The sequence below is a fragment of the Bacillus cereus group sp. RP37 genome, assembly GCF_040459695.1.
GTDB lineage: Bacteria > Bacillota > Bacilli > Bacillales > Bacillaceae_G > Bacillus_A.
In genome coordinates this window covers 2,284,146-2,307,671 of record NZ_JARVHP010000001.1, presented here as the reverse complement: position 1 = coordinate 2,307,671, position 23,526 = coordinate 2,284,146, and the positions used below count along the sequence as shown (strand labels likewise).

Sequence of the window (23,526 nt, the reverse complement as noted above, 5' to 3'; positions counted from 1 at the left end):
GTACTAATTTGATGTAAAAAAAATGCTTCTTTTATCGAAGCAATTTTAAAAAATGATCTGCTGTTTTCGTGATTACAGTTGCATCTTTCAATGTTTCTGAAATAAATAACGCTCCTTCAAGATTTGTAATAAAAAGTGATGCAACCTCATCAATATGAATCGTATTTCTGAATTCTCCATTCTCTACCCCTTGTTTAAGTAATAGAGACATTTTCTTTTGTAATCCTGTAAAAAAAAGACCTATTTTTTCTTTTATTTGCGTGGCCTGTGTAGGACTTTGAATATAAAGAGTAATAAATGGACAGCTCCCCTTATACTCTCTCGACTGAACTCCTTGTGATAATTGCTTTAAAAACAGTTGGATACGATCTTCAACTAAAAATTGGTTCTGAGAAAGTATGTCATCAATTGCAGATTGATACATTTCAATCCAATAATCAACGACCCCTTCTAATAATACTTCCTTATTAGAAAAGTGATAATACACATTAGACTTTGAAACTTTGCTTACACGTACTAATTCATCCATACTTGTATAAGCAAACCCTTTTTCTAAAAATAATGTTGCAGCTACTTCAATCACACGTTTTTGATTCATTAATTTTACCTTTTTCATAATTAGAACTATATAGTACTAATTTAAATATTGCAAGTATTTATGTTAATTTTTAAAAAAGTTTGATTAAAAAAGTTCCACTAACATTGATTTTACTGCAAAAAATCTTATTTTGAATAAAGTTGAACTGCCCCAAAACAAATAAATGAGCGGCTTCTCAGAATAGCTATCTGTAGAGAAAGACAATTTTAATTTAGGGGGATATGAAAGTATTAGCTTGATGGTGATGGGGTGCTCCCCCATCGCTATCAAGCTAATATTCTGAAGTACGCCCAAAATGGGAATTTTATATTTCTATGGTTAATTAGATCTTAGTTATTTTAGGATTCCTAAATTTCCTCAGTCCAATTTAGAAGTTCTTTTCAAAAAATAGGGTTCTTAAGATAAGTATCTTAAGAACCCTATTTTTTGATTTAGCATGGAAAGTATAATCTTTTCTAATTCAGCTTTATTTAAAACATCCTCAATAATTACAACTTGATAGGCATTGTCCTTTCCTTTTGCAGGAACAATTATTTTCATCCCCTTTATATTCCTTCCAGTTCATAATTCTCTATCTTGTCATTGTCATTAATCATAAATAAAATGGATCTTCTCCTGGTTCTATAGTGATGGTTTTTTCCTTGTTCTAAAATAGCGAATTGATAAATGAATTTTCTTAAAATTAAAGAAATTGAGCGCGAAAGCAATGAAAATAAACTATTCTTTTCATAGAAATATATAGAAAGTTCGACAATCCTAATTATAAAAATTCACTCCTTTATAATTGACGGAAAATTCAAATTCATTATATAATTTTGGTATTACCAATGTCTTCAACATGTATTACCATAAAATAAAGGAGACGATGACTTGAAAGAAAAGGAACGCACCTCAGATAAAATTGTGAATGAATTAATTAAATCCATATTGGCCGGTGTTTATTCTATAGGAAGCACTTTACCGCCAGAAAGAGAGCTTGCGAAAGAATTTGGTGTTGGTCGCCCAACTATTCGTGAGGCGCTTCAACGTTTAGGAAGAAGTGGATGGATAACAGGGAGAAAAGGAATGCCATCGATTATTAATGATTATTGGAGCAATGGTAATCTAACGACACTTATTAATATTGTTGAGAATCATCATACCATTACAGATGAATTTATTATGTATTTATTAGAATTTAGAAGTTCGTTGACTCCGACTTATATTCGTAATGCTGTTACGTTTAATCAACCTAAAGTGGTTGCTCTCCTTGCTAATCTTGAGCAACTTGAAGATAGTGCAGAAAGCTATGCAGCATTTGATTGGGATTTGCAAAAAAGGTGTGCTGGGCTTGCTGCCAATCCAATCTTTCTACTCATTTTAAATAGCTTTGATTCCATTTATGTAGATATGGCAAAAAGGTATTTTTCTGTAAAAGATCATCGTGAGTTATCCTTCCACTATTATCACGATTTATTAAAAGCTGCATTAAAGGGAGATGCGATTGAAGCAGAAAGATTGTGTAAGACAACATTGGAGAAAAGCTTGGCTCTTTGGAAAGATAGAAAAAAATAAAGAAAGCTGGAGGCGTGAAAAATGAAACTAAAATATTTTAAAGAATATTTTTCCTATCCTGATATTTTGATTATGAGCTGTCTTTTCCTCACTAGCTTTGGATTTATGATTTTACATTTAACCTCTATCGGAATTTGGGGTGCTTTTATTTTGGGAATGATTATGTATTCCTTAGCTGAGTACGCTACTCACAGGTTTATTTTTCATCTAAAGCCACCAAAGAATGCATTTTTATTAAAAACGCTTAAGCGCCTACATTATGACCATCATACAAATCCGAATGAATTACATTTATTATTTTTACCCTTATGGTATAGTGTGCCAAACATTGCAATTTCAGGAGCGATTTTTTATTTTCTTTCATCCAGCTTTGTCATGACAAACGCATTTATTGCAGGTATTATGCTCTTTTTATTATTTTATGAGTGGAAGCATTATATCGCGCATCGCCCCCTTCAACCAATATCACCATGGGGGCGATGGATGAAAAAAGTTCATTTATGGCATCACTTCAAAAATGAAAATTACTGGTATGGTGTTACGAATCCAGCCTATGATTTTCTCATGGGAACCTTTAAAGACCAAAAAGATGTTGCCCAAAGTAAAACTGCTAAAGACCTAGAGAAACGTGGTGACCAGAAAATAGAATTATAAAAATAATCCATTGTCATCATCCTGGAAATGTTGAATGAATTTTGCAGATTCGACATTTCCCAGGGAGTGGCAGGCATTTTTTCCTATTGAGTAGTACGCATGGTAATAGATTGCGTAAGGATCTTTTGAAAGTTTGTTCTGATCATTTACGAATTTATGTTCTTTTTAGAGGTATTTGTTGGAATGTCTATTGATCAATGAAAGATGAATGTGAAAATAAAAAAGAACTCTTTCATCTGTTGAGGAGTTCTTTTCATATAAATTACGATTGGGGTACCGTCACATCACCATCAAGCTAAGAAATGCAAATACCCCCAAAACGAAAAATAAGCTGCCTTCTGTCAAAAATACACGAAATTTTTAGCTTGAGGTGTTATAAAATTTTTAAGTTGATAGGTAGGGGCAATACCCCATCGCCATCACCTTAAGAATTCAGAATTACCCCAAGACGAAAAAATGAGCGTTTTTGTTACAAGTTAACACAAAATTTCGTTCTGGGGGTACTATAAAATTTAAGGTTCATAGCGATGTGACGGTACTCCTATTAAAGACATTTCTCCTTCTAAAGTAGACAGTACTTGCAATCTTAGTACGAATCACAGTTGAATTCATGTTACTTAATCGTACCCATTCCGGAAATTTTAATGTTAACCTTGACGTTGACATCGCCTTTTGCTAATTCGTTATTCCATTTATTTTGGACTTTTTTCCATTCTGGATATGTGTAAGTTCTTGCATATCTCCCAAGCCCAATAGGATCAATATTGGCAGTTTGTATTTTCTTTATTAATTGTTTGAAATCAGCTTCCAGCTTAGTTTCGATCGCCTTTTGTAATTTTGCTGCATCCTTTCTTGTATTGAACGAAAAAAGCCGTTCTGTAATGCCGACCCTCATCTTTATATCTGTATTAAATATAAACTTATTATCATATCTTACCTTTGTCTTTACTTTAATATTATATGCAGTAAAACTTATCCAATCTTTATCCTGGCTATTCGACTTTAGTTTAATTGCAATTGTAAATGGAAAATCGCCTGTAGTTCTTTGTTGCAGAATGCGTAATAATTTATTTTCATCGTATTTTAGTGTTAGTTTATACCGTCCTTTTTCATCTAGCAAAGCTGTACCTGTCACAAATATTTTTTTCGTTTTTTTCATCTCAGTCATATTTGCTGTTAACCCTTTGTCTGCTATTTGTTCATGTAGTTCTTGAAGATTTGTTTTTACTGTTATATTTCTTAAAGAGGCGGTATCAACTAGTTTTGTTAAATATAGAGGAAGACGCGGCTTATCATTTGGATTATAATAGATGACGTCTGAAACAGGTCCATCTACAGCAACAACCCTTGTGGTAACTGTATTTTTGGGATCTCGGTAAAATGGATCGAGATATTTCATCCAATTTTTTTGTTTCAGTAACCGTTTTCCAACTAAAATAACCTGTGTTTTGCTTCCCGAGGTAAGTGCCATAACAGTAGCATCAAATTGGTCTCTAGATTTTCGAACCGTAGCAGATTTTACAACAGTAGTTTCTTCTTTTACTTTTGCTTCTTTATTAAAAACAGGGCTTGATATATACACTAATAAATTATCATTACAATCTAAATCAATACCAAGAACAAGAGTAAGAGAAACGTCTTCAACATTTGTTTGATCAAAGCATCCAGTCATCATGAATACCGATAACAAAATACAACACAGTACTTTTCTTTTCAATGTATCCTCCCCTGGCGAAACTTCTCATATAGACAGCAGTACAGCCATAAAATGATAGGTAATATATAGGTTAATCCTAATCCAGCATTCGATAATACCTGTTGCCAAATTTCGGCTTCATTCCAACTAGGATGAGTCCAAAATATGAATCCGATAATGAGCAATAAGAGAATTACTACATGAGAGCTATGGTCTTGTTTTCCAAGTAATTGGCTTGAACAAAATACAGCGCAATATATGGTGGGAATCCATGCTGTGGAAACAACGGGTAAGTAAAGAGCCAATAAAATCATGTCAAAACGTTCTAAAAAACGAAACTCAATTACTTTAAGTAAATTTAGTACTGGTTGGTTAAATTGCGTAATGCTATCAGGGCTAAAATAGGCAAAGCAAACAAAAGTAGCAAATAAATAAAATAACATCGTTAAAGTATTTGCAATAACCATTCCATGGACTGCATACTGTTTTTTTTGTAAAAAGGGATATAAAAAGAACGCAATATCAAATCCTAAATAAGCAAAAATAGTGGTCGGTACAGCTGTAAATATAGGTTTCCACCCATCTTTTAAGAGCGGAAAGAATGGCATCCAACTTCCGTTCTCTTTAAGAGGTATCAAGAAAAATAACGGAATCCAAAGCATCGTATAAAAAGTAAGTTCGGAGTACCGCCCTATAATACGAGGGCCGTTACGTGCGACAAGAAAGGTAGGAATCGAAAACAAAAAGATAACGAGATAGTCAGGCGTTTTTGGAAGAAGCCATCCCTTAAGATAAAGCATAGCGTTCACAAGAACTACACAAGAATAAAAAGAGAAGTACATCATGTAAATAACAACGAATGCTCTCCCTACTATTTTTCCAAACAATCGTATAAGAATGTCATAAATCGTGTCCTCGGGATATCTTGCAGCAGTTTTGACTATAAATACACCTGATATTGTGGAGAATATCCAACCAATCAATATAGCTATCCATCCATCTGTTCCGGCTTTTTCTGCAAGCACACGGGGAAGCGATAAAACGCCAGTGGCCACCTGCATTCCATTGATTAAAACAATATACTGCATAAGAGAGATTTCATTATAAGCATACTTTTTCATAATTTCACCTTTTATTACGATTCTTTCCTTGTCGAATAGATTGAATGGTTCCATTCCCCTTAGGACGCCTTCTTATTGTCCATAAAGGAAAGCGTACAAAAGCATCTTTCATATCTGCAAAACGAAAGGGTGCTAATGGTGTTCCGTAAGAAGTACCTAGCGATTTAAGACTACTTAGATGCCCAATTAAAGTCATCCACCCGATAACAAGTCCTACAATTCCAAATAAGGCAGCTGCTAGCATCATTGGAAAACGTAAAAGTCTTACTGCCGCTCCCATATCATAGTTAGGAATAACAAAAGAAGAGATGGCGGTAACAGCGACAACAATAATCATAATATTGCTTACAATTCCCGCCTGAACAGCCGCCTGACCAATGACAATACCACCTACAATTCCAACTGTCTGACCAATCGGAGTAGGTATCCGTAAAGCCCCTTCTCTCATCGTTTCCAATGTTATTTCCATAAGTAATGCTTCCATAACTGGAGAAAAGGGTACACGCGTTCTTGATTCAGCAATAGATAAATATAGCTCTACAGGAATAACTTCAAAATTAAAGGAAATAAACGCAACATAACTCGCCGGCAGAAATAAAGCAACCATAAAGGCGATAAAACGAAGCAACCGAATAGACGAAGCAACTAACCACCTTGTACCGTAATCATCAACTCCTTGAAAAAAGGAAATAAAATTTGTTGGAGTAATTAATACATTAGGTGAATGATCCATTACAGTTACAAATCTGCCCTGTAAAATGTGAGATACAGCCAAATCAGGTCTTTCAGTTAATATAAATTGCGGAAACGGCGAGTAAGGGTGATCTTCAATGAATTCTATAAGTTCGCCATTACTAGTCACAGCGTCGATTGTAATATTTTGAATTCGTGTTTCTAATTCCTTCAGCACATCTTCAGAAGCTACATCTTTCAAATATAAAATAGAAATTTTGGTTTTGCTTCGTACACCAATTACTATTTCTTTTATCGCTAATTCACGATGAGGAATATATCTTCGAATCATTGCGATATTTTGACTTCCAGTTTCTATGAATGCTTGATGTGTACCCTTTAGAGCTATTTCGTTATGTGCATCTTCAACACTTCTTTGTGGCCATCCTTTTGTATCCAATTGATGTGCTGTTGTTCGACTGTGGATTAATAAAACACTATCTCCCCCATAAATAGCATTTTCAATCTGACTCAATGTATTAATAATTTTAATTTGTCCTAATGGAATTGGAAGTTCTGTATTGGTATCAAAATCACTATTCATCAAAGGACTTAGGACATGATTCTGAATCAATTCTTTATCTGTTAATCCAGACAAATATACTAAAGCTGCTTCTAATCCATCTACTGTTATTTGAAACCGCCGAATTACTAAATCAGGCGCTTGACGAAATATATTCTGAATATCAGCTATGTTTTTGGTTAAATCAGCGTCTAAGAGGGCATCTTCAATATTTTTTTCCTGAAAATGAGTATTGTCTAGTATTGGAAATGACTTAGGATTATCTCTATATTTTAAACGCCTCAAAAATTTAGCCATGATTCTCTCACTTTCTATGTACTTTTTATAGTATGTTTAGTATGCATATATTAAGAAAAAATATCCTACTAACTAGAGAGGTAACATTAGAATTATTACTATAAATTTCCGGGTGCATATTTCATAAAAATCAAGTTCAAAAATAGTCCTTTAAGTTGATGGATGTGTGGTACTACCAAGCTAGTAATGTGTTGCTCCCCCATATAAAGAAATTTTAAACATCTTAATCTACCTTTCCTTTATGTAAATATGGGAATAACGAAATTACCCCAAGGATAGCTAAACAAGCTCCAATCCATAGCGGAGATACAAAACCATATCCTTTACTGATCCCAAGACCACCAAGTGACGAACCAATAACAATACCTAGCGTAATAAAAGAACTATGAACGGTATTTATCATTATTCCATTACTAGCTGTTTTCATCACCCTCGCAACCATAGCTGGATTCAATGCTACACCAGTTAAACCAATAAAAATCGTAGAAATAACTGCAATGTATTTATTCTCTGCACTTAAAGCAAATAAAGACAACGCTATGATTAATATAATTAATCCACCCATAAGTATTTTCATTGTAAATTTATCAGCGAACTTGCCAATTATTATATTCCCAATTACCGTCGCACTACCATAGAGAGCAAGTAAATATGGAATACTTGCACTTGAAAAGCCTGTGACATTTGTAAAGATCGGAGTGAAATAACTAAATGCTGCAAACGTACCACCAATAATGAACATACTTGTTACGTACGCTGCCCAAAGATGAATATTCTTAAATCGCAGAAGTTCGTCTTTCCAATTTAATTGCTCTTTATTTGAAGATGATGGTAACAACCGTTGAATCATAAGCCCTGATACTAGCACAAGAACAGAAACAGCCCCAAAACTAATACGCCAGCCAAAAGATTGGGAAATAACGGTTGTTATAGGTAAACCTAATACAGTTGCGAACATTAAACCTGCAAGTACAATTGATGCAGCTTTTCCCCTTGAATCAGAGTGAACCAATGTCGCAGAAAAGGAAATCGCAACTCCAAAAGCTGAAGCTGAAGCAATACCAGTTATAATACGTGAAATCATCATAATATCATAGTTCCAAGCAATAGCTCCGAGCGATTGACCAATTAAAAATACGAACATTAAAAACAATAATGCTTGTTTGCTGCGCATTCGTAAGAGGATTGCAGTTAAAATGGGGCCTCCTATTACCATTGCTCCTGCATAAGCTGAAATTAAATACCCAATAGATGATACAGAAACCTGGAATGCAAGAGCAAGTTCATTCATCATACCTGCAACCATAAATTCTGATGTAGTCATACAAAAGATTGCTAAAGCTAATAAATAAATAATCGATGGCATAAAAACACTCCTTATTCATTATTGTAATGATTGGTACAAAAATAGTGCGAAAAAAGAGCGCACTAAGCGCCACAAATAGACTCTATTGTTCCTTTGATAACTTGTTCAGACAACACCCGATTTTGCATCGATAGATTAAGAACACGGAATCCGTAATAACTGCTTAAAAGCAGACTAGCTAATTCCTCAGCTGATTGCTTCTTTGAAATTTCACCTGTTTGCAATCCTTCCTCCATCACTGTTACAATTGCTTGTTTAAGAAGTTCAACATGCTTCGAGAAAATTTCTTGTACCATTAAATCGTTTTTAGCACGTTCTATACTGGCATTAATCAATAAACATCCTTTTTGATCAACATTCTGAAAGTCTTCTTTCAATGCCCATTCAAAAAAATTACTTAATCGTTCTTTAACTGGAATTGGAGTATGTAACAATTTCCTTTGTTCCTTAATCCCAATTTCATGGTAGCGTTCTAATACTTGTTTATACAGTTCATGTTTACTACCGAAAGTATTGTACAAACTTCCTTTTCCAAGTCCTGTATCACTGCATAAATCTTGTGTAGAACACCCTTCATATCCTCTTAACCAAAATGTTTTCATTGCAACATCTACAATTGAGGAATAATCAAACTCTCGAGGTCTGCCGCGTTTATTCACCCGTATCCTCCTCTCATTTTAAAGATAACATGAATAGAATACCCTTTTTGTACCACGCGGTCAATAATTTTGTTTTATTGTTACTGTAAAATAAAATTTGACTATGTTAGATTACGAATAATTAAAAATAGCCCCCTTATTCAAGTTGTCTAGCGAAAAAATCACGTTTTAATAGGCTTCTTTAGCATGCCTACCTTTCTATAAATTACTAGCTATGAAACAAGGATCGTTTCATAACTAGTAATTTACTTGATTAGCTTGATGGGTATGGCGTAGTGCCCCTATAAACAAAATCCTCCAGAAACATCTAAAATTTGCCCTGTTACCCAGCGGCTATCAGAAGAAGCAAGGAATGCTACTACATCTGCAATATCTTCAACTTGCCCTATTCGTCCGAACACAGATGAATTCGTAGCAAAATTTCGTATTTCCGGATTATCTAGCAATTTCGCATTTATATCTGTCTTCGTATATCCAGGCATAATTGTATTCACTGTTATACCTCTTTCTCCAAGATGTTTAGCTAGAGGAAGTGTCATCGTATTTAGTGCACCTTTACTTAAACCGTATGCAATGGACCCTGTAAAACCAAGTCTTACTTCAGCTGATGAAATGTTAATAACTCGCCCCTCCGCTCGTAATAACGGTAATGTTTGCTGAATTAAGAAGAACGGTGCTTTCATATTTACAGACATAATTTCATCAAAAACTTCTTCTGTCGTATTTTCAATTGTTCCTTGTGTACCTATCCCTGCATTGTTTACTAAAATATCAATCTCTGATGTACCAACTCTTATTTGTAATTCATTCTTCAATTGTTCTACTATCTTTTTGACACCATCAATTGAATTGAAATCCGCTTCAATTAAGAATGCCTTTCCTCCATTAGATTCAATCTCACTAATTGTTTCATCTGCAGCTGCTTTATTTCGGCCGTAGTGAATCGCAACTAATGCACCGTCGTTTGCTAATCTCATCGCAATCGCACGGCCAATGCCGCGACTCGCTCCTGTTACTAACGCTACTTTCCCATCAAGATTCTTCATTTTTTCCATCCTTCCTAAATTTCCGTTTAATAAAGTGAAACTTTAATCAGCCCTCACCAATCGGGCGTTTACGGGCAGTTAATGTGAGATAAATTCTATACTTATATTTTCATGCAAAAACCAATCATTTTAAATATAGATTTATAGGTAATTTAGTTCGTTTACTTATGATATTATAGTTATAATTTGTAATTTACTTTAGAAAATATAACAAGGAGGCTACACAATGCAAAACGCAGTAAAACTGGATGAAATCGATCATAAAATTATGAACTTGTTATATGAAAATGCGAGAATTTCCGTTTCAGAAATAGGACGGATCATATCCATGACGCAGCCTGCTGTAAAAGAGCGTATTAATAAACTTGAGGATCAAGGTGTTATAGCGGCTTACCGAACGAAATTTGAGCCTTCTAAAATTAATAAGAACATTCAAGCATTCATCATGTTTAAAACGAGCCAATGCTCTGATTTTATCCAATATTGTAATGCCGCTCCTGAAGTAATAGATTTATATCGAATTAGCGGGGAGTTTAATTATATGATGAAGGTCATGAGCGATTCGATGGATTCTCTCGCTACATTTTTAGACTCTTTAATGCGATTCGGATTATCATCTCCTTTAATTGTTTTAAAAAGTGAGTTTGAGGAGAAATTGTCGTTCTGATAAAGGAATAAGAGAATTGACATCTCAATGTGAAAATGAACACTTTATTTAAATTGACAGGCACCAGCTTTCCCAAAAAAGAAAAAGGAGTGGATTATCCACTCCTTTTAATCACCTACCCCTGATTCCTCTGCGCTTCTCTAAACTCCTCCTTCACCTTCTCTAACAACCCTTCTTCTGTAATTAATCGATACGCTGTATTCGCTAATGCTTTTGCGGATGTAATTAATGCTTTGTCTCCTAGTTCTGAACGTGCTGCTTCTCTAAATTCATTCGTATGTGCAATTAAGTCGTCTGGGCCGATTTTGATGTACGGGTGAATGGTCGGTACGACTTGACTTACGTTCCCTGCGTCTGTTGAACCAATGCCAAATCTTTCTTTACGGTTTACATCTTCACCTTGTAATTCTAGTTCTTCAGCTACAACGTCATTAAATGTTTTTGTTACGAGTAGTTCATCGATTTCATTTTGGAATTGATGAATTTTTACTTTTGTGCCTGTTGCTAATGCTGCTCCCTGTGCGATATTTCTTACTTTTTCTGTTACTTCTGCACATCTTTTTCTCGTTGCTGCACGGATGAAGAACCTTGCTGCTGCGTAGTCTGGAATAATATTCGGCGCTTTTCCGCCCTCAGTAATCACGCCATGAATTTTCACATCTGACGGAAGTTGTTGGCGAAGTGCGTTAATACTGTTGTACAGCTGGATGATCGCATCTAATGCGTTAATTCCTTCTTCTGGTGAAGCTGCGGCATGAGCTGTTTTTCCGTAAAAATGAAAATCAAGTGGATCGACTGCTAGTGAAGGACTCGTTGTCGCTGTCTTTCCGCTCGGATGAATCATAAGCGCCGCATCAATGTTTTTGAATAGACCTGCCTTTACATAACTCGCTTTTGCACTACCATTTGGTCCTCCTTCTTCAGCTGGAGTACCAAACACGACAACTTCCCCGCCAATTTCTTCAAGCGTCTCTGATAATGCGATTGCTGCCGCAACACTAATTGTTCCGATTAAATTGTGACCACACGCATGACCAAGTCCTGGTAAAGCATCATACTCAGCTAAAAATGCGATGACTGGTCCTTGTTTCCCTGAACTTTTTCGCGCGATAAAACCTGTTTCATGTCCAGCAATATTGTGCTGCAACTGGAATCCTGCACTCCCTAGCAATAAACTCAACGTTCTTGATGCATAAAACTCTTGATTACCAATCTCCGGATTCGCATGAATATCGTGACTTGTTTCTATGTACTTTTCCTTATTTCTTTCTATACTCTCTTCAATTGTTTTTCTTTGTGACGTTACTCCTGTCGCTCCCATTTTTCTTCCTCCTTTTATTTTCACGTAAAAAAGCCTCTTTCTAAAAGATAGAAAGAGGCTTCTGTATATACAGTCAAAATGAGCTTCTTTCTTATCTTTCAAGTTACCTTGCTGGAATTGGCACAGTATTCATAACGAATCCGCTGCCGAGGTATCATAGGGCCAGTCCCTCCACCTCTCGTGATAAGAATTTTCATAAAATTATATTAAATTATTTTCATTCTAAGTTCATTCCAAATAAAAGTCAAGGAATTCCTATCCGAATTTACCGAATATCTAAAAATCCTTTTAATACACCGATTGTTTCTGGTGCTTGTAATCTTGCACATACGTATGGAAATTCCGTACTACCTTCAAATATCATTTGTGATGTGAGCGGTGCGCCTGCCCAAAAGATTTCATCATCGATTACGATAAACGGGAATGCTTTATTTTGCCTTTGTAACTTTACATTTTTTAATGGAACTGGTCCATCACTATACACTGTTATTTGCGCATTTGTACGCATTAACGCTTGCCATACTCGCTTATCCACTTGTTTTGTGCTTGGAAGTGAAATAATAATTTTTCGTTTTGCGGCTAAAATATCTTTCAATAGTCCTTTCGGCTCTTCAAGATTCATTTCCATAAACCAACGTAAACGTTTCGAAATTTTCCGTTCCCACAATTGTCTTGATGTCGTACGATCATACACATCTCCGTGTCGTTCTATATGAGCTGTTAATTGTGATAACGCTTGTTTTCTCGATAAGTTTTTACGCATATAATGGCAATCTGATAATTGAATGAACTTCCCTCTCGCTCTCGTTACTGCAACGTTGACGAGGCGATGGTTTTTATGGTCAAAGAATAACACGCCAGGTCGTTCTTGCGGATAACTATCAACCGTATCAAAAATCATCATATCTCTTTCAGACCCTTGAAACTTATGAACCGTCGCCGCTAAAACTGGTATGTTTTGATATTTCGTTCTCTGCAACATTTCTCTCATACACGTTGATAAAAAGCGGGATTGTGCCCTGTAAGGTGTAACAACACCAATCGATTGAACACCATCTAACAGCCCGATTAACATCATTTGCATCGCTACTAAACCAGACATAATATTAAAACGAGAACCAGAAGCAGCGTCTTTTAAAGAAAATGCTCCCATTAAGCTCGTATCAAATAAAACACTTGCCTCATTTGCGAACGGTTGCAATCGCGCAAGTTCTTTACGTTCTGAAACAGACGGATGATCGTATACTCTATTTTTATAAATAAATGAGTTTGTAAACTTCGATATATCCGCATGCATACGTCTTTGTTCCTGCAGCATAAAGAGGTTTGGATGTGCCTCTGATTTATTTACAGTATCAACAATCCCAGCATGATAAAACATATCTTCGCCGAGCCATTTTCGAACGAGTTCATGGTTTGCCATCGCAATCGGAGGTAACTGTAAAAAGTCACCACAAACGACGATGCGTTTTCCAAGTGAAGCTGCTAATGCAATTTGCGGAACATAGGCCATACTTACTTCATCTACGACAACTAAATCAAATGTACGCTCATAAATAAGTGAATCAATGGCACATTTCGATAAAGTTGCGCCGATTACTTTCGCATTTTCAATGTATTCTTTTTCTACTTCTTTAATTTTCGCTTTTTGCTTTCGAAGATCACTTTCAATCTCTTGTATACGCTTCTTATCAGCAGAAGTCGCTTTATATGATAAAATCTTTTCACGAAGATCTTGGCGTGTTTCCTCTAAATAAAGTCTTTCCTCACCCCATGATCCGTTCGTCGTTTCAACTAACTTCGACGTAAGTAATGTTTCATGATTTCGTATATGTTCATGTTGACTATAACCGTAACGAACAATTTCGCCAGGTGTCCATTTCTTTTTCTTCTCAATTTGCTTCGTTACTTCACTCATTAATACGTCCACTGCCGCATTACTATGAGCTAATACAAGTACCGATTTTCCTTTTTGATAATGCGCCGAAATAATACGTGATAAATTGTAAGACTTCCCTGTTCCAGGCGGTCCCCACACGTACGTTGTCGGATTGTAAAACGAACGATACGCCAATTCATTTTTCGGATTTTTCATCTTCTCAATATGTTTCGGACTGCTCGTCCCATCAACAAGACGCTTTATACGATTACGTTTCAGCTTATCTTTATGAGCTTCTTTTAGTCGCTCTTGTAGTTGCTCTAACAATTGCCACGGTTCACTGTATAAAACAGCTTCTCGTATTTCACCTTGTATATAATCATTTAATTTCAGTTCTATTTCTAATCCATGTACAGATAATACTTCCCCTGTCGCTTCCTCACCATCAAACTCAATTCGAATTGGTGAACCTTCAGGTAAGCTTACTTCCGAAATGAGCTGAAATACGTATACTGTACTTTCATAATCTGTATATAAAAAACGACCGTTCATGATAGAAATTTTACTACCACCTATCGTTTTCCAATGTTTAATTTCATACGCTAATGCATAATGCCACTCTTTCATCGTTGCCGATAATGAAGGAGTTTGAGTAGGTGTATTCATCGTATAATCTCCTTCCTTCTCCCCAAACATACTTTCTCACTATACCATATAACACGCTAAAATTTGTAAGGTTTTTATCTTGCTTATTTTCTTAATTTTCAATAATATATTGTATATAATTTTCAGAAAGAAGGAATCTACATGCCAGTTAGAAGAATCGAACACGTTGGACTTATGGTCGCAAACTTAGAAACATCTATCGCTTTTTATGAAGAAGTAGTCGGCTTATAGCTCATTAAACGTATGGGACACCCGAACCCAGACTTAAAACTCGCTTTTTTAGGTGTAGAAGAATCAAAAGAGACGATACTCGAATTAATTGAAGGCTACAACTCTTCCCTTCCGGCAGAAGGAAAAGTACATCACATTTGCTTTAAAGTAGATTCATTAGAAGATGAAATTGAAAGAATTCAGAAACACGGCGTAACCTTTCTACTAGGAGAAGAAATTGAAACATTACCAGATGGAACACGTTACATATTCTTCGCTGGTCCTGATGGAGAATGGATTGAGTTTTTTGAGACGGAGAGATAAAGTGAAACTTTAGTCAGCCTACAATTAGCGGGATAATAACTTTATGATCAACATAAGGAGTAGAAACTGATGAATACAGTTTTTATTATCGTTTTTTGGGTACTTATATTATTTCCACTTCTTTATATAACCCTGATAAAGAAGTGGAATATAAAAGCAGCTGCCTTATTTGTTGGAAGAATTCTATTAAGCATTGTCCATTTTATAAATGGAATGGTGTTAGGAATGCAACGAAATTGGGCAGAGCCTCCCTATGAAACAGAATGGGATTTCTTTATAAAGTCTTTATTAAACGGAAAAACTGATGCACTTATACACTTGTTACTTCTAATTATTATTGTCACATTCGACTCAATAATCTTATTTTATTATAGAAATAAAAAATTTAGGGTGTTTCCCTATTTCTTTCATCTTGGCTCATATTAATGCGTGGGAAACAACATAATTGATTATATGCCAAAACGACGACAAAAACGGACCTGTTATCAGATCTTTAATTGTTATTTTTCATATAATCTTTCTCCACCTCGATCAAGCTAACAAAAGTACATTTCATCTTACTTTCTCATTATATAGACTATACCAATTTCTCTTCTCACTTAATGGTTTCGTTTATGTTAAAAAAATAGAGCCTCAGGCACGAAATCCTGAGACTCTATTTTTATTTTAAAAAGGACAGCATAATTTTTTCTAACTCTTCTTTACTTAAACTATCTGTAAGAATTAGGACTTGATAAGCGCTATTCTTTCCTTTTGCAGGAACAATCATTTTCATTACTTTCATGTTATATTTTGTATTGTTTTCGGGACTTTCAGTTAAACTTATTTTTGTACCTTCTAATTCATAATTTGTTATCTTTTCATTATTTTCCACTCCCTCATTCAACGAATTTTTCCCTTGATCACGAACGGCTGATTGATGCACAACATACACAGAATCTTCATTTTGATATTGAGAAACAATATCCGGATATATCTTTTCCGTAGTCATCGGGGTTTGAACATCTTCTCCAGTTAGTTTATACCCTTTTACTACATAAGTTGGTGTCTTAATTGGAAAATCAAGATATTTCTGTGCTTCCTTTTTAGATAATCTAAAATGCGAATAAATTTTCTGTCTAAATGGTCCAATTTCTTCAACATTTTTCTCATATTTTTTTTGTTCTTCTGCGTTTAACTTTTCAGGGTTTCCTACTAACTTTACTTTTTTACCCAAAGTATATGCGTCTGTTTCTAATTCAATAAATCGCTCAAATTCCTCTTTCGTAAACAGATTTCGTGCCACTCCAAGTTCTGTAAGTAAAGTATTATACTCCCCTTCTGAAACAATAAATTCTGCTTCTGCCTGTTCTTTTGTGCCAATCATTTTTTCTACAATTTGTTGTATAGAAATATCGGTTTGTGTTTTTAATTCTTTCCTATTATTTTTCACTTCTATTTGTTGTTTCTCAGGATTAGTTGGCATATCAGCACGGGCATTTAATAAGGATACAGATGATACAGCAATAACTGCCACAGCTCCTAGCGCAGACCAACGATACGATTTTTTTTGGAATTTTTTAATCATTAGAATTCTCCTTTTTAACATCCTTTTGTTTTTACTGAAATTTGCCAAACTTGGTACTTGATAATAACTTGAATAATGTTCCAAAAGACTAATAATAGTATGTCCATACGCAATTTGTTCCTCTGAATCTATACATGTAAGAGCTAATGCGTCACATGCTAGTTCTTGATCTTCCCGCATACATGAGTAGGCATACCAAAGAATTGGATTAAACCAATTTAAAATGAGTAAGCCATGCATAAGCCAGTTCACACCAACATCTCTTCGCTTGATGTGAGCTAATTCATGATGGAAAATATATCGTAACTGTTGCTCATCTAATATTTTCATATGTACAGTTGATAATAACAACTTTGGCCAAATAAATCCGAATACTGTTGGACTGGAAACCTTTCCAGATACAAGTAAAGGGACATCTCGTTGGACAGACATAGATTGCTTACACTTTTCAAAAATCTGGACAATCTTCTCATCTGTAATAACAGGTTGCTTTTTTATGTAAAGTAGTAAACGCCTGTTCATTATAAAAGTAGCAAAGCTTAGAAGAATAACGCCTGTAAGCCAAATGTATATACAGATTGTATAGAATGGAACCGTCTCATCATCCTGCTTTTCATTATTGTGTGTTTGTGTCTTGTTTGCCTGATCATTTTGTGTTGAACTTGAGGTATAAGTATCTTCTTTTGTGGGAACCTTTGTATCGTCTATACCTTTCAATTCTTGCATGTGTTCTTTTGAAAGAAAAATAGTTACAGGGTTTCGGCTAGAAATGAATGCATCATCATTCTTGTAAGTAAGAACAGAATAGATACTATAGGAACTATCTGGGGACCAAGGTAATACAAGTCTTATTATTAATATGATCCATAGCATGTATTGCCAACGTGGAGTTAACTTATTTCCAAACAAGACCCTGATACATAAGATTAGGCCCACTAATATACTAGCCATAATAGAGGTCTCTATCAACCAATCGAAAAAATGAGGTAGATAGACATTAATAAACATTTCTATCATTATGATCTATCCTTCCTCTGATTTTCCTCAGTCTTCTCATCCAGTATACGTTTAAGTTCGTTAATGTCTTCTGAAGAAAGCTTTTCTTCTTTCAGGAAATTTACTAGCAAGGGCTTAAATGCTGCACCATAGAAACGTTTAAGCAAAGATTTTGTTTCTACTTGTAAATAACTATCTTGCGAAACCAAAGGATAATAAGCGTACATACGCCCTTTATCTTGATGGTAAGCAACTGCTTCTTTGTGAACTAATCGATTAATTAGTGTTCGAATCGTTTTGGGTTTCCAATCCATTTTCTTCTCCAACTCTTCAATCACTTCATTTGCCGTTTGTGGAGATTTTGACCACAGTACTTTCATTACTTCTAACTCAGCTTCTGAAATTTTAGGTAATTCTTTCATTAGTTTAAATTACACCTCCCTCGGATTACATTTGTAATCCGTAACTGAATATTACACTTGTAATCTCGCATTGTCAATCTTATTTTATATTTGTGAAATCCTTTCCTATGCCCATCAACATAAGGACGAAAAAAATTAACATAAGTATAAAACTTTATGTCCTCCTAATGAGACAAAAAAGTAGATGCTTCATAAATATTTTTTGTTACTAATTATAAAATTGAATTTTAATTTCACACTTAATTAGTATATTCCATTTTTTAAAAAGTACCCATTTTCTTGTTCCTATATCGAGACAAGAAAATGGGTACTAAATGCAATGTATCTGTAGATAATTCAGCATTTTACACTATAAAATAAGTTCCTACTTTCATGTCTTTTTACTCCCCTTTTTTGTTGTACAAGGACATGAAACTCCAAACTATTTAGACTAGAAATTCTAAAATAAGATTTTTAAATATAAAAGACCCAAAACATTAACAATTAGTTTTAGGTCTTTTTAAGTATTTCTGATCCAATTCTTAAATTATTAAGTCGAAAATATTGAACGATCTATAGTTAAAAATTATATACTTATTACTTCTCTTTCGGAAGTACAATTCTTTTATATAATTGAACTGTAATCAAGTAGTAAATCGAGTAAATCACTACAAAAATAACAAGTGGTAACCAAATGCGAGAGTACGGGTCGATTAAAAGAGGGCTAAACATGTTCATACCAACTAATATATGAGTAATCCCCACAATTGCTGGGAATAAGAATATGAAGAATAACTCTTTATAAATTGATTTTGTTAATAATTCTCGGCGGACACCAATTTTATGAAGCATTTGATAACGTGTTACATCTTTTGATGCTCCCGACAGAACTTTAAACATTAAGCAACTTGCCATCATTGCTAAAAATGCAATTCCAACGAAGAAACCCATAAACATTAGTCCGCTGGCAAAATCATGACTCATAATATATGTTTGATACTTACTACCCAATTCTTCCGCTTTCACATTTTTATATTTTGCTATCTGTAATTCATCAAGTTTTTTCCATTCTTTTATGTATGATCCAAAATCATCTGTTTTCCCCATAAACACAATACTTTCTTTACCCTTCAATCCATTGTATATGTTATAATCTACAATTTTCATTTCATAATCAGGATATAAATAATTGGGCTGGATCGTTCTGAAAGCCTGAATCCATTGTTTTGTGTCTGTCTCTCCTTCAGCCCGTTTTATTGAAAATGCACCAATAGGTATTTCCTCTGAAACTTTCTCTATTTTCATACCTTGCAAGAAAGGGCGATTTTTCTCTACATCTTCTTTAAGATAATAAACATACCTATCATCAACTTTGTAATGATATTCAAGTTTTTCTTGAAATAAGATACTATCCAAAATTGTCTTTTCTTCCGCTGTTGGATTATGAATGACTGAATCGTAAATTTGTATTTGATCTGTAATTTTTAGGATGTTGTTTTTAAATGCCATACCACAAGCAATTCCACCAGCACCAAGAGCCACTAAAATTGCTACTGTTGCAAGCACATTTGTTAGACTATTAATGCGGAAATTTAATTGTGCAAAAGTAAAAGCATTAAGGCCTTTTTCACTACGTTTTTTATTACTCTTTAGCTTGTTAATCATAACTGGAAGAAGTGATCCAAATATAAGGTAAGTACCAACGGTTGCTGAGATTAATCCAACGGCCATTAATCCCAAAACAATTAGCGAATTTGCATATGATATATAAATAAGTGATGCATAACCAATACCCAATAAAAGAATACCAAGGAATGCAACTACAACTGTCATTTTTCCTTTTATGGCAACACGTTCTGTTTGTTCATCAGCATGTACAAGTTGCAGTACTGAAATACGAGATAATTTAATACTATTCATAATTGCAGATAATACAAAGAGTGCAAAGAAGAAGATGCAAGTAATAGCTATAGATGGCAGATAAAATGCTTTATAACCTTCGCCAGCAAACTCGAGTTGTTTCATTAATAGCTGACCGATACCTTCTGCAAGTCCTACACCAATTGTAATTCCAATCAAAAGAGAGGTGGCACCTAATATGATTGTTTCGATAAACATAATTAATGTAACTTTATGCTTTTTTGCTCCTAACATCATATACATACCAAATTCTTTTTGACGAAGAGCTGATAAGAAAGAGTTTGCATATAAAATATAGAAAAATGTGATAATCGCTAACAAAACGGAACCAATTTTAAAGACAGCCACAATATCCCTAATAGAAGAGTTAGATTCAAGGAACGTTTTATTGGATGCTAGCGTTTGAAACATATAAAAAGTTGAAATAGAGACAATAAGACCAACAAGTAAAACAATGTAATCTTGCAACTTACTTTTTAGGCCTGACATAGAAAGCTTAAATAACATGATTGAACTTCCTTCCTTACGCTTTTTGTGTGCCCAAGTTTGCAAGCACGTCTAAAATTTCTTTATAGAATTCTTCACGGGTACCACCGCGATGAATTTCTTTATATAACTCACCATCTTGAATGAATAAAATACGCTGACAGTAACTTGCGCTGTAAGGATCATGCGTAACCATCATTATGGATACACCTTGCTCTTTATTTAGGCTTGTCATGGCATCAAGTAAACTCGTTGCATTTTTAGAATCTAGAGCTCCAGTCGGCTCGTCTCCCAAAATAATTGCTGGTTCATGAACTAACGCACGTGCAGCTGCGGAACGTTGCTTTTGTCCACCAGATACTTCAGAAGGATATTTTTGAAGTATAGCTGTAATGCCTAACATATCAGCTACTTTTTCTACTTTCTTTCCAATATTACGAGATGAAACACCTTGAAGTGAAAGTGGGAGTGCGATATTTTCATAGATAGATAAATTTTCTAATAAGTTAAAGTCTTGGAAAATGAACCCTAATTTTTGCGAACGGAAATCAGAAAGCTCACCTTGCTTCATTTTCGTAATATCCGTACCTGCAATTTCAACCATACCGCCCGTTGCTGTATCTAACGTTGAAATTACATTTAATAATGTTGTTTTACCAGAACCAGAAGGCCCCATAATACCAACAAACTCTCCCTCTTGAATAGAGAATGATACACCTTTTAACGCGTGTGATTGATTCTCACCTTTTTTACCGTACAATTTTTGAATGTTTTTTACATCTACAACTGGTTTTATCATATATATCCTCCTGCATTTTTTTATTTCATTACAATAAGCTACAATGAAATCTTTCCTTTTATCTTCTTTGCTCGCCTCATCACTTTGAATACACCCATGATAAACTATGAAAATTAGGAAACACCCCGTAAAATCCTTAAGATTTCTTAAGTTTTAAAAAAAGCTTATGGAACCTGTAGTTCCATAAGCTTTCTATCTAATTGGATGTTCAACAATAAAAGACATCCAACCATCTTTATATTCTGCATGTATATTACCATGATGAAGTTCAACAATTCTTTTTGAGATAGCAAGTCCCAGTCCATTTCCCTGGTCATCTTTTCTTGCCTTGTCCCCCCTGAAAAACCTTTCAAACAATTTATTTGGATCACTAACAGGCGGTTTCTCGACTTTATTTGACACTTTCAAAATTGCTTTGTTATCCATTAATGCAAGACATACGGATAATTCGGATGGTTTCATGCTGTACTTTATCGCATTCATAAAGAGATTTTCATATACACGTACCATTTTTTCCACATCTATGAAGATAGGTATTGTTTCTTCCGCGATAGATCTTTGAACGATTAAACTTTCCTTTTCAAATATAGGTATGTATTCTCCAACTATTTGTTCCAACAAACCTGATAAATCAACTTCATTAAGGTTTAACTTAGCATCTATACCTGATAAACGAGTATACTCAAACAGCTCATCAATTAAATATTTCAGTCTCTGTGACTTTGAATACGTGGTTTCAAGGTATTCCTGTAATTGTGTGTTACTGTTGTATTGCCCTCTTTTTAATAAATCTATATAGCCAATAATAGATGTTAACGGTGTGCGTAAATCATGAGATACATTTGTGATAAGTTCATTTTTTGTACGTTCTAATCGTCTTTCTTGTTCAAATGTATTCTCCAATTCCTTGGACATATAGTTGATATTTTGAGCAAGTTGGGTCAATTCGTCCTTCCCCTTAATCCCAATTGTTAAACCCAGTTTTCCATTGGCAATATCATTCACATTATCAGAAATGAGCTTCAAATATGCTATTTTCTTTCGAACCAATATCAAAAAGATTACTATAAAGTTTAAGATTGCGAACGTAAATAAGAACAACATTGCGAGTCTCACTTCAAACAAGCCAAAATCTTCGTGTTTTATAAAGAATGGATCTATGACGTATTGCACAATGAGGATTGTTAAACCAAATGAAATAAAAAAACTAATTGCAACAGCACCAAGAAGTTTTATAATAATCTTATTTCTGAAACTAACATTTTTCATATTTTATACCCAATTCCCCAAACAGTTTTAATATAAATGGGATGTTTAGAATCCTCTTCAATTTTGTCTCTTATTTTTGTAATATGCACCATGACGGTATTGTCTGATTTATAAAAAACCTCTTTCCAAACTGCTTCATATATTTTTGCTACACTCAGGACAATCCCTTTGTTACGGGCAAGTAATTCGAGAATAGCAAACTCTTTTGGAGTTAACCTTGTTTCTTTTCCTCTTACCCATACTTGACGTGTATCTGTATTTACGGTTAAGTCACCAATTTCTAGAATGCTTTTATTATGTTCTATGGACGTATTATATTTTTTAAACCTTCTTAATTGGGATTTTACCCTAGCGATTAATTCTAGTGGGTTAAACGGTTTTGATAAATAATCGTCTGCACCAGAGGCTAGGCCCTGAATTTTGTCTATATCCTCAGATTTTGCAGATAGCATAATGATAGGCATATTGCGATCTTCCCTAATTTTCATACATGCTTCAATGCCATCCATATTCGGCATCATAATATCTAAAATAATCAAATCAAATTCCTTTTCTTCTAACAGTTGTAAAGCTTGTATAGCATCTTCTGCCTTTTGAGTTTTTAGACCTTCATTTTCCAAATATACAGAGATTAGATTTCTAATCTCTTTATCATCATCCACAATAAGAATTTTTGACTCCATATTATTCCTCCACATTAAATGCAATAAGTATACAATAAAGCATATATTTGTTGTTACTTAATTAATAAACTTAATAGAGATGGTTTCTATCT

General features: G+C 34.4%; 20 protein-coding genes, 1 pseudogene and 1 riboswitch. Of the genes and pseudogenes, 5 read left to right on the top strand and 16 right to left on the bottom strand.

Annotation, left to right across the window (positions count from 1 at the left end; translation table 11 throughout):
- Nucleotides 1-31 precede the first annotated feature (31 nt).
- Together QCI44_RS12280 and QCI44_RS12275 are read right to left on the bottom strand one after the other, a co-directional pair.
- A complete protein-coding gene (locus QCI44_RS12280; RefSeq protein WP_016134873.1) occupies nt 32-598 on the bottom strand; it encodes a TetR/AcrR family transcriptional regulator in 567 nt (188 codons plus the stop codon).
- A gap of 396 nt (nt 599-994) precedes the next feature.
- Nucleotides 995-1,138: a hypothetical protein gene (locus QCI44_RS12275; RefSeq protein WP_002108101.1), complete on the bottom strand. Its 144-nt coding sequence runs from the start codon at nt 1,136-1,138 to the stop codon at nt 995-997.
- 330 nt (nt 1,139-1,468) lie between these two features.
- Between QCI44_RS12275 and QCI44_RS12270 the strand changes: the two genes are divergently transcribed.
- Nucleotides 1,469-2,152: a GntR family transcriptional regulator gene (locus tag QCI44_RS12270; RefSeq protein WP_000659654.1), complete on the top strand. Its 684-nt coding sequence runs from the start codon at nt 1,469-1,471 to the stop codon at nt 2,150-2,152.
- A 21-nt stretch (nt 2,153-2,173) separates the two neighbouring features.
- Nucleotides 2,174-2,806 (top strand): sterol desaturase family protein, encoded by a 633-nt coding sequence (locus tag QCI44_RS12265; RefSeq protein WP_000770119.1) that lies wholly within the window; start codon nt 2,174-2,176, stop codon nt 2,804-2,806.
- 613 nt (nt 2,807-3,419) lie between these two features.
- Here the strand turns inward: QCI44_RS12265 and QCI44_RS12260 are convergent.
- From QCI44_RS12260 to QCI44_RS12235, 6 genes are all read right to left on the bottom strand, one after another.
- Nucleotides 3,420-4,523, bottom strand: coding sequence for a Ger(x)C family spore germination protein (locus tag QCI44_RS12260; RefSeq protein WP_016134875.1), 1,104 nt, complete (start codon nt 4,521-4,523; stop codon nt 3,420-3,422).
- Entirely contained in the window at nt 4,520-5,623 is a 1,104-nt protein-coding gene (locus QCI44_RS12255; RefSeq protein WP_033659858.1) for a GerAB/ArcD/ProY family transporter, read from the bottom strand. The genes QCI44_RS12260 and QCI44_RS12255 overlap by 4 nt, the downstream gene beginning before the upstream one ends.
- 4 nt (nt 5,624-5,627) lie before the next feature.
- Complete coding sequence (locus QCI44_RS12250) at nt 5,628-7,175, bottom strand: spore germination protein (RefSeq protein WP_001051402.1); 1,548 nt, start codon at nt 7,173-7,175, stop codon at nt 5,628-5,630.
- Nucleotides 7,176-7,398: 223 nt separating this feature from the next.
- Entirely contained in the window at nt 7,399-8,541 is a 1,143-nt protein-coding gene (locus QCI44_RS12245; RefSeq protein ID WP_016134876.1) for an MFS transporter, read from the bottom strand.
- A 62-nt stretch (nt 8,542-8,603) separates the two neighbouring features.
- The gene (locus tag QCI44_RS12240) at nt 8,604-9,200 is read right to left on the bottom strand and encodes a TetR/AcrR family transcriptional regulator (protein WP_353811156.1); all 597 of its coding nucleotides are present in this window, start codon (nt 9,198-9,200) and stop codon (nt 8,604-8,606) included.
- Between the two features lie 281 nt (nt 9,201-9,481).
- Nucleotides 9,482-10,246, bottom strand: a complete 765-nt coding sequence (locus QCI44_RS12235) for an SDR family oxidoreductase (protein ID WP_116349014.1) — start codon at nt 10,244-10,246, stop codon at nt 9,482-9,484.
- 226 nt (nt 10,247-10,472) lie between these two features.
- On the opposite strand from QCI44_RS12235, the gene QCI44_RS12230 reads away from it, so the two are divergent.
- Nucleotides 10,473-10,913: an Lrp/AsnC family transcriptional regulator gene (locus QCI44_RS12230; RefSeq protein WP_016087239.1), complete on the top strand. Its 441-nt coding sequence runs from the start codon at nt 10,473-10,475 to the stop codon at nt 10,911-10,913.
- Between the two features lie 115 nt (nt 10,914-11,028).
- Here QCI44_RS12230 and QCI44_RS12225 read toward each other — a convergent pair whose 3' ends face one another.
- Both QCI44_RS12225 and QCI44_RS12220 read right to left on the bottom strand, forming a co-directional pair.
- Nucleotides 11,029-12,234, bottom strand: a complete 1,206-nt coding sequence (locus QCI44_RS12225) for a M20 family metallopeptidase (protein WP_016087238.1) — start codon at nt 12,232-12,234, stop codon at nt 11,029-11,031.
- 88 nt (nt 12,235-12,322) lie between these two features.
- A riboswitch (SAM riboswitch) is annotated at nt 12,323-12,424 on the bottom strand.
- 75 nt (nt 12,425-12,499) lie between these two features.
- The gene (locus QCI44_RS12220; RefSeq protein WP_016134878.1) at nt 12,500-14,809 is read right to left on the bottom strand and encodes an AAA domain-containing protein; all 2,310 of its coding nucleotides are present in this window, start codon (nt 14,807-14,809) and stop codon (nt 12,500-12,502) included.
- 111 nt (nt 14,810-14,920) lie between these two features.
- On the opposite strand from QCI44_RS12220, the pseudogene QCI44_RS12215 reads away from it, so the two are divergent.
- Nucleotides 14,921-15,313 (top strand): annotated as a pseudogene (locus tag QCI44_RS12215) (VOC family protein).
- A 69-nt stretch (nt 15,314-15,382) separates the two neighbouring features.
- On the top strand, nt 15,383-15,739 hold the full coding sequence (locus QCI44_RS12210) for a hypothetical protein (protein ID WP_016134881.1): 357 nt from the start codon (nt 15,383-15,385) through the stop codon (nt 15,737-15,739).
- A 235-nt stretch (nt 15,740-15,974) separates the two neighbouring features.
- On the opposite strand, the gene QCI44_RS12205 is transcribed toward QCI44_RS12210, so the two are convergent.
- The 6 genes from QCI44_RS12205 to QCI44_RS12180 all read right to left on the bottom strand — a co-directional run bounded on the left by QCI44_RS12205 (nt 15,975) and on the right by QCI44_RS12180 (nt 23,434).
- On the bottom strand, nt 15,975-17,897 hold the full coding sequence (locus QCI44_RS12205) for a M56 family metallopeptidase (RefSeq protein WP_016134882.1): 1,923 nt from the start codon (nt 17,895-17,897) through the stop codon (nt 15,975-15,977).
- A complete protein-coding gene (locus QCI44_RS12200) occupies nt 17,897-18,298 on the bottom strand; it encodes a BlaI/MecI/CopY family transcriptional regulator (protein ID WP_000661427.1) in 402 nt (133 codons plus the stop codon). The genes QCI44_RS12205 and QCI44_RS12200 overlap by 1 nt, the downstream gene beginning before the upstream one ends.
- 576 nt (nt 18,299-18,874) lie before the next feature.
- On the bottom strand, nt 18,875-20,704 hold the full coding sequence (locus QCI44_RS12195; protein ID WP_016087234.1) for an FtsX-like permease family protein: 1,830 nt from the start codon (nt 20,702-20,704) through the stop codon (nt 18,875-18,877).
- A gap of 16 nt (nt 20,705-20,720) precedes the next feature.
- The gene (locus QCI44_RS12190; RefSeq protein ID WP_016087233.1) at nt 20,721-21,482 is read right to left on the bottom strand and encodes an ABC transporter ATP-binding protein; all 762 of its coding nucleotides are present in this window, start codon (nt 21,480-21,482) and stop codon (nt 20,721-20,723) included.
- A gap of 192 nt (nt 21,483-21,674) precedes the next feature.
- Nucleotides 21,675-22,751 carry a HAMP domain-containing sensor histidine kinase gene (locus tag QCI44_RS12185; protein WP_016134883.1) on the bottom strand — a complete coding sequence of 359 codons (1,077 nt, stop codon included), beginning with the start codon at nt 22,749-22,751 and terminating at the stop codon, nt 21,675-21,677.
- Nucleotides 22,748-23,434: a response regulator transcription factor gene (locus tag QCI44_RS12180; protein ID WP_016081007.1), complete on the bottom strand. Its 687-nt coding sequence runs from the start codon at nt 23,432-23,434 to the stop codon at nt 22,748-22,750. The genes QCI44_RS12185 and QCI44_RS12180 overlap by 4 nt, the downstream gene beginning before the upstream one ends.
- Between the last annotated feature and the right edge of the window lie 92 nt (nt 23,435-23,526).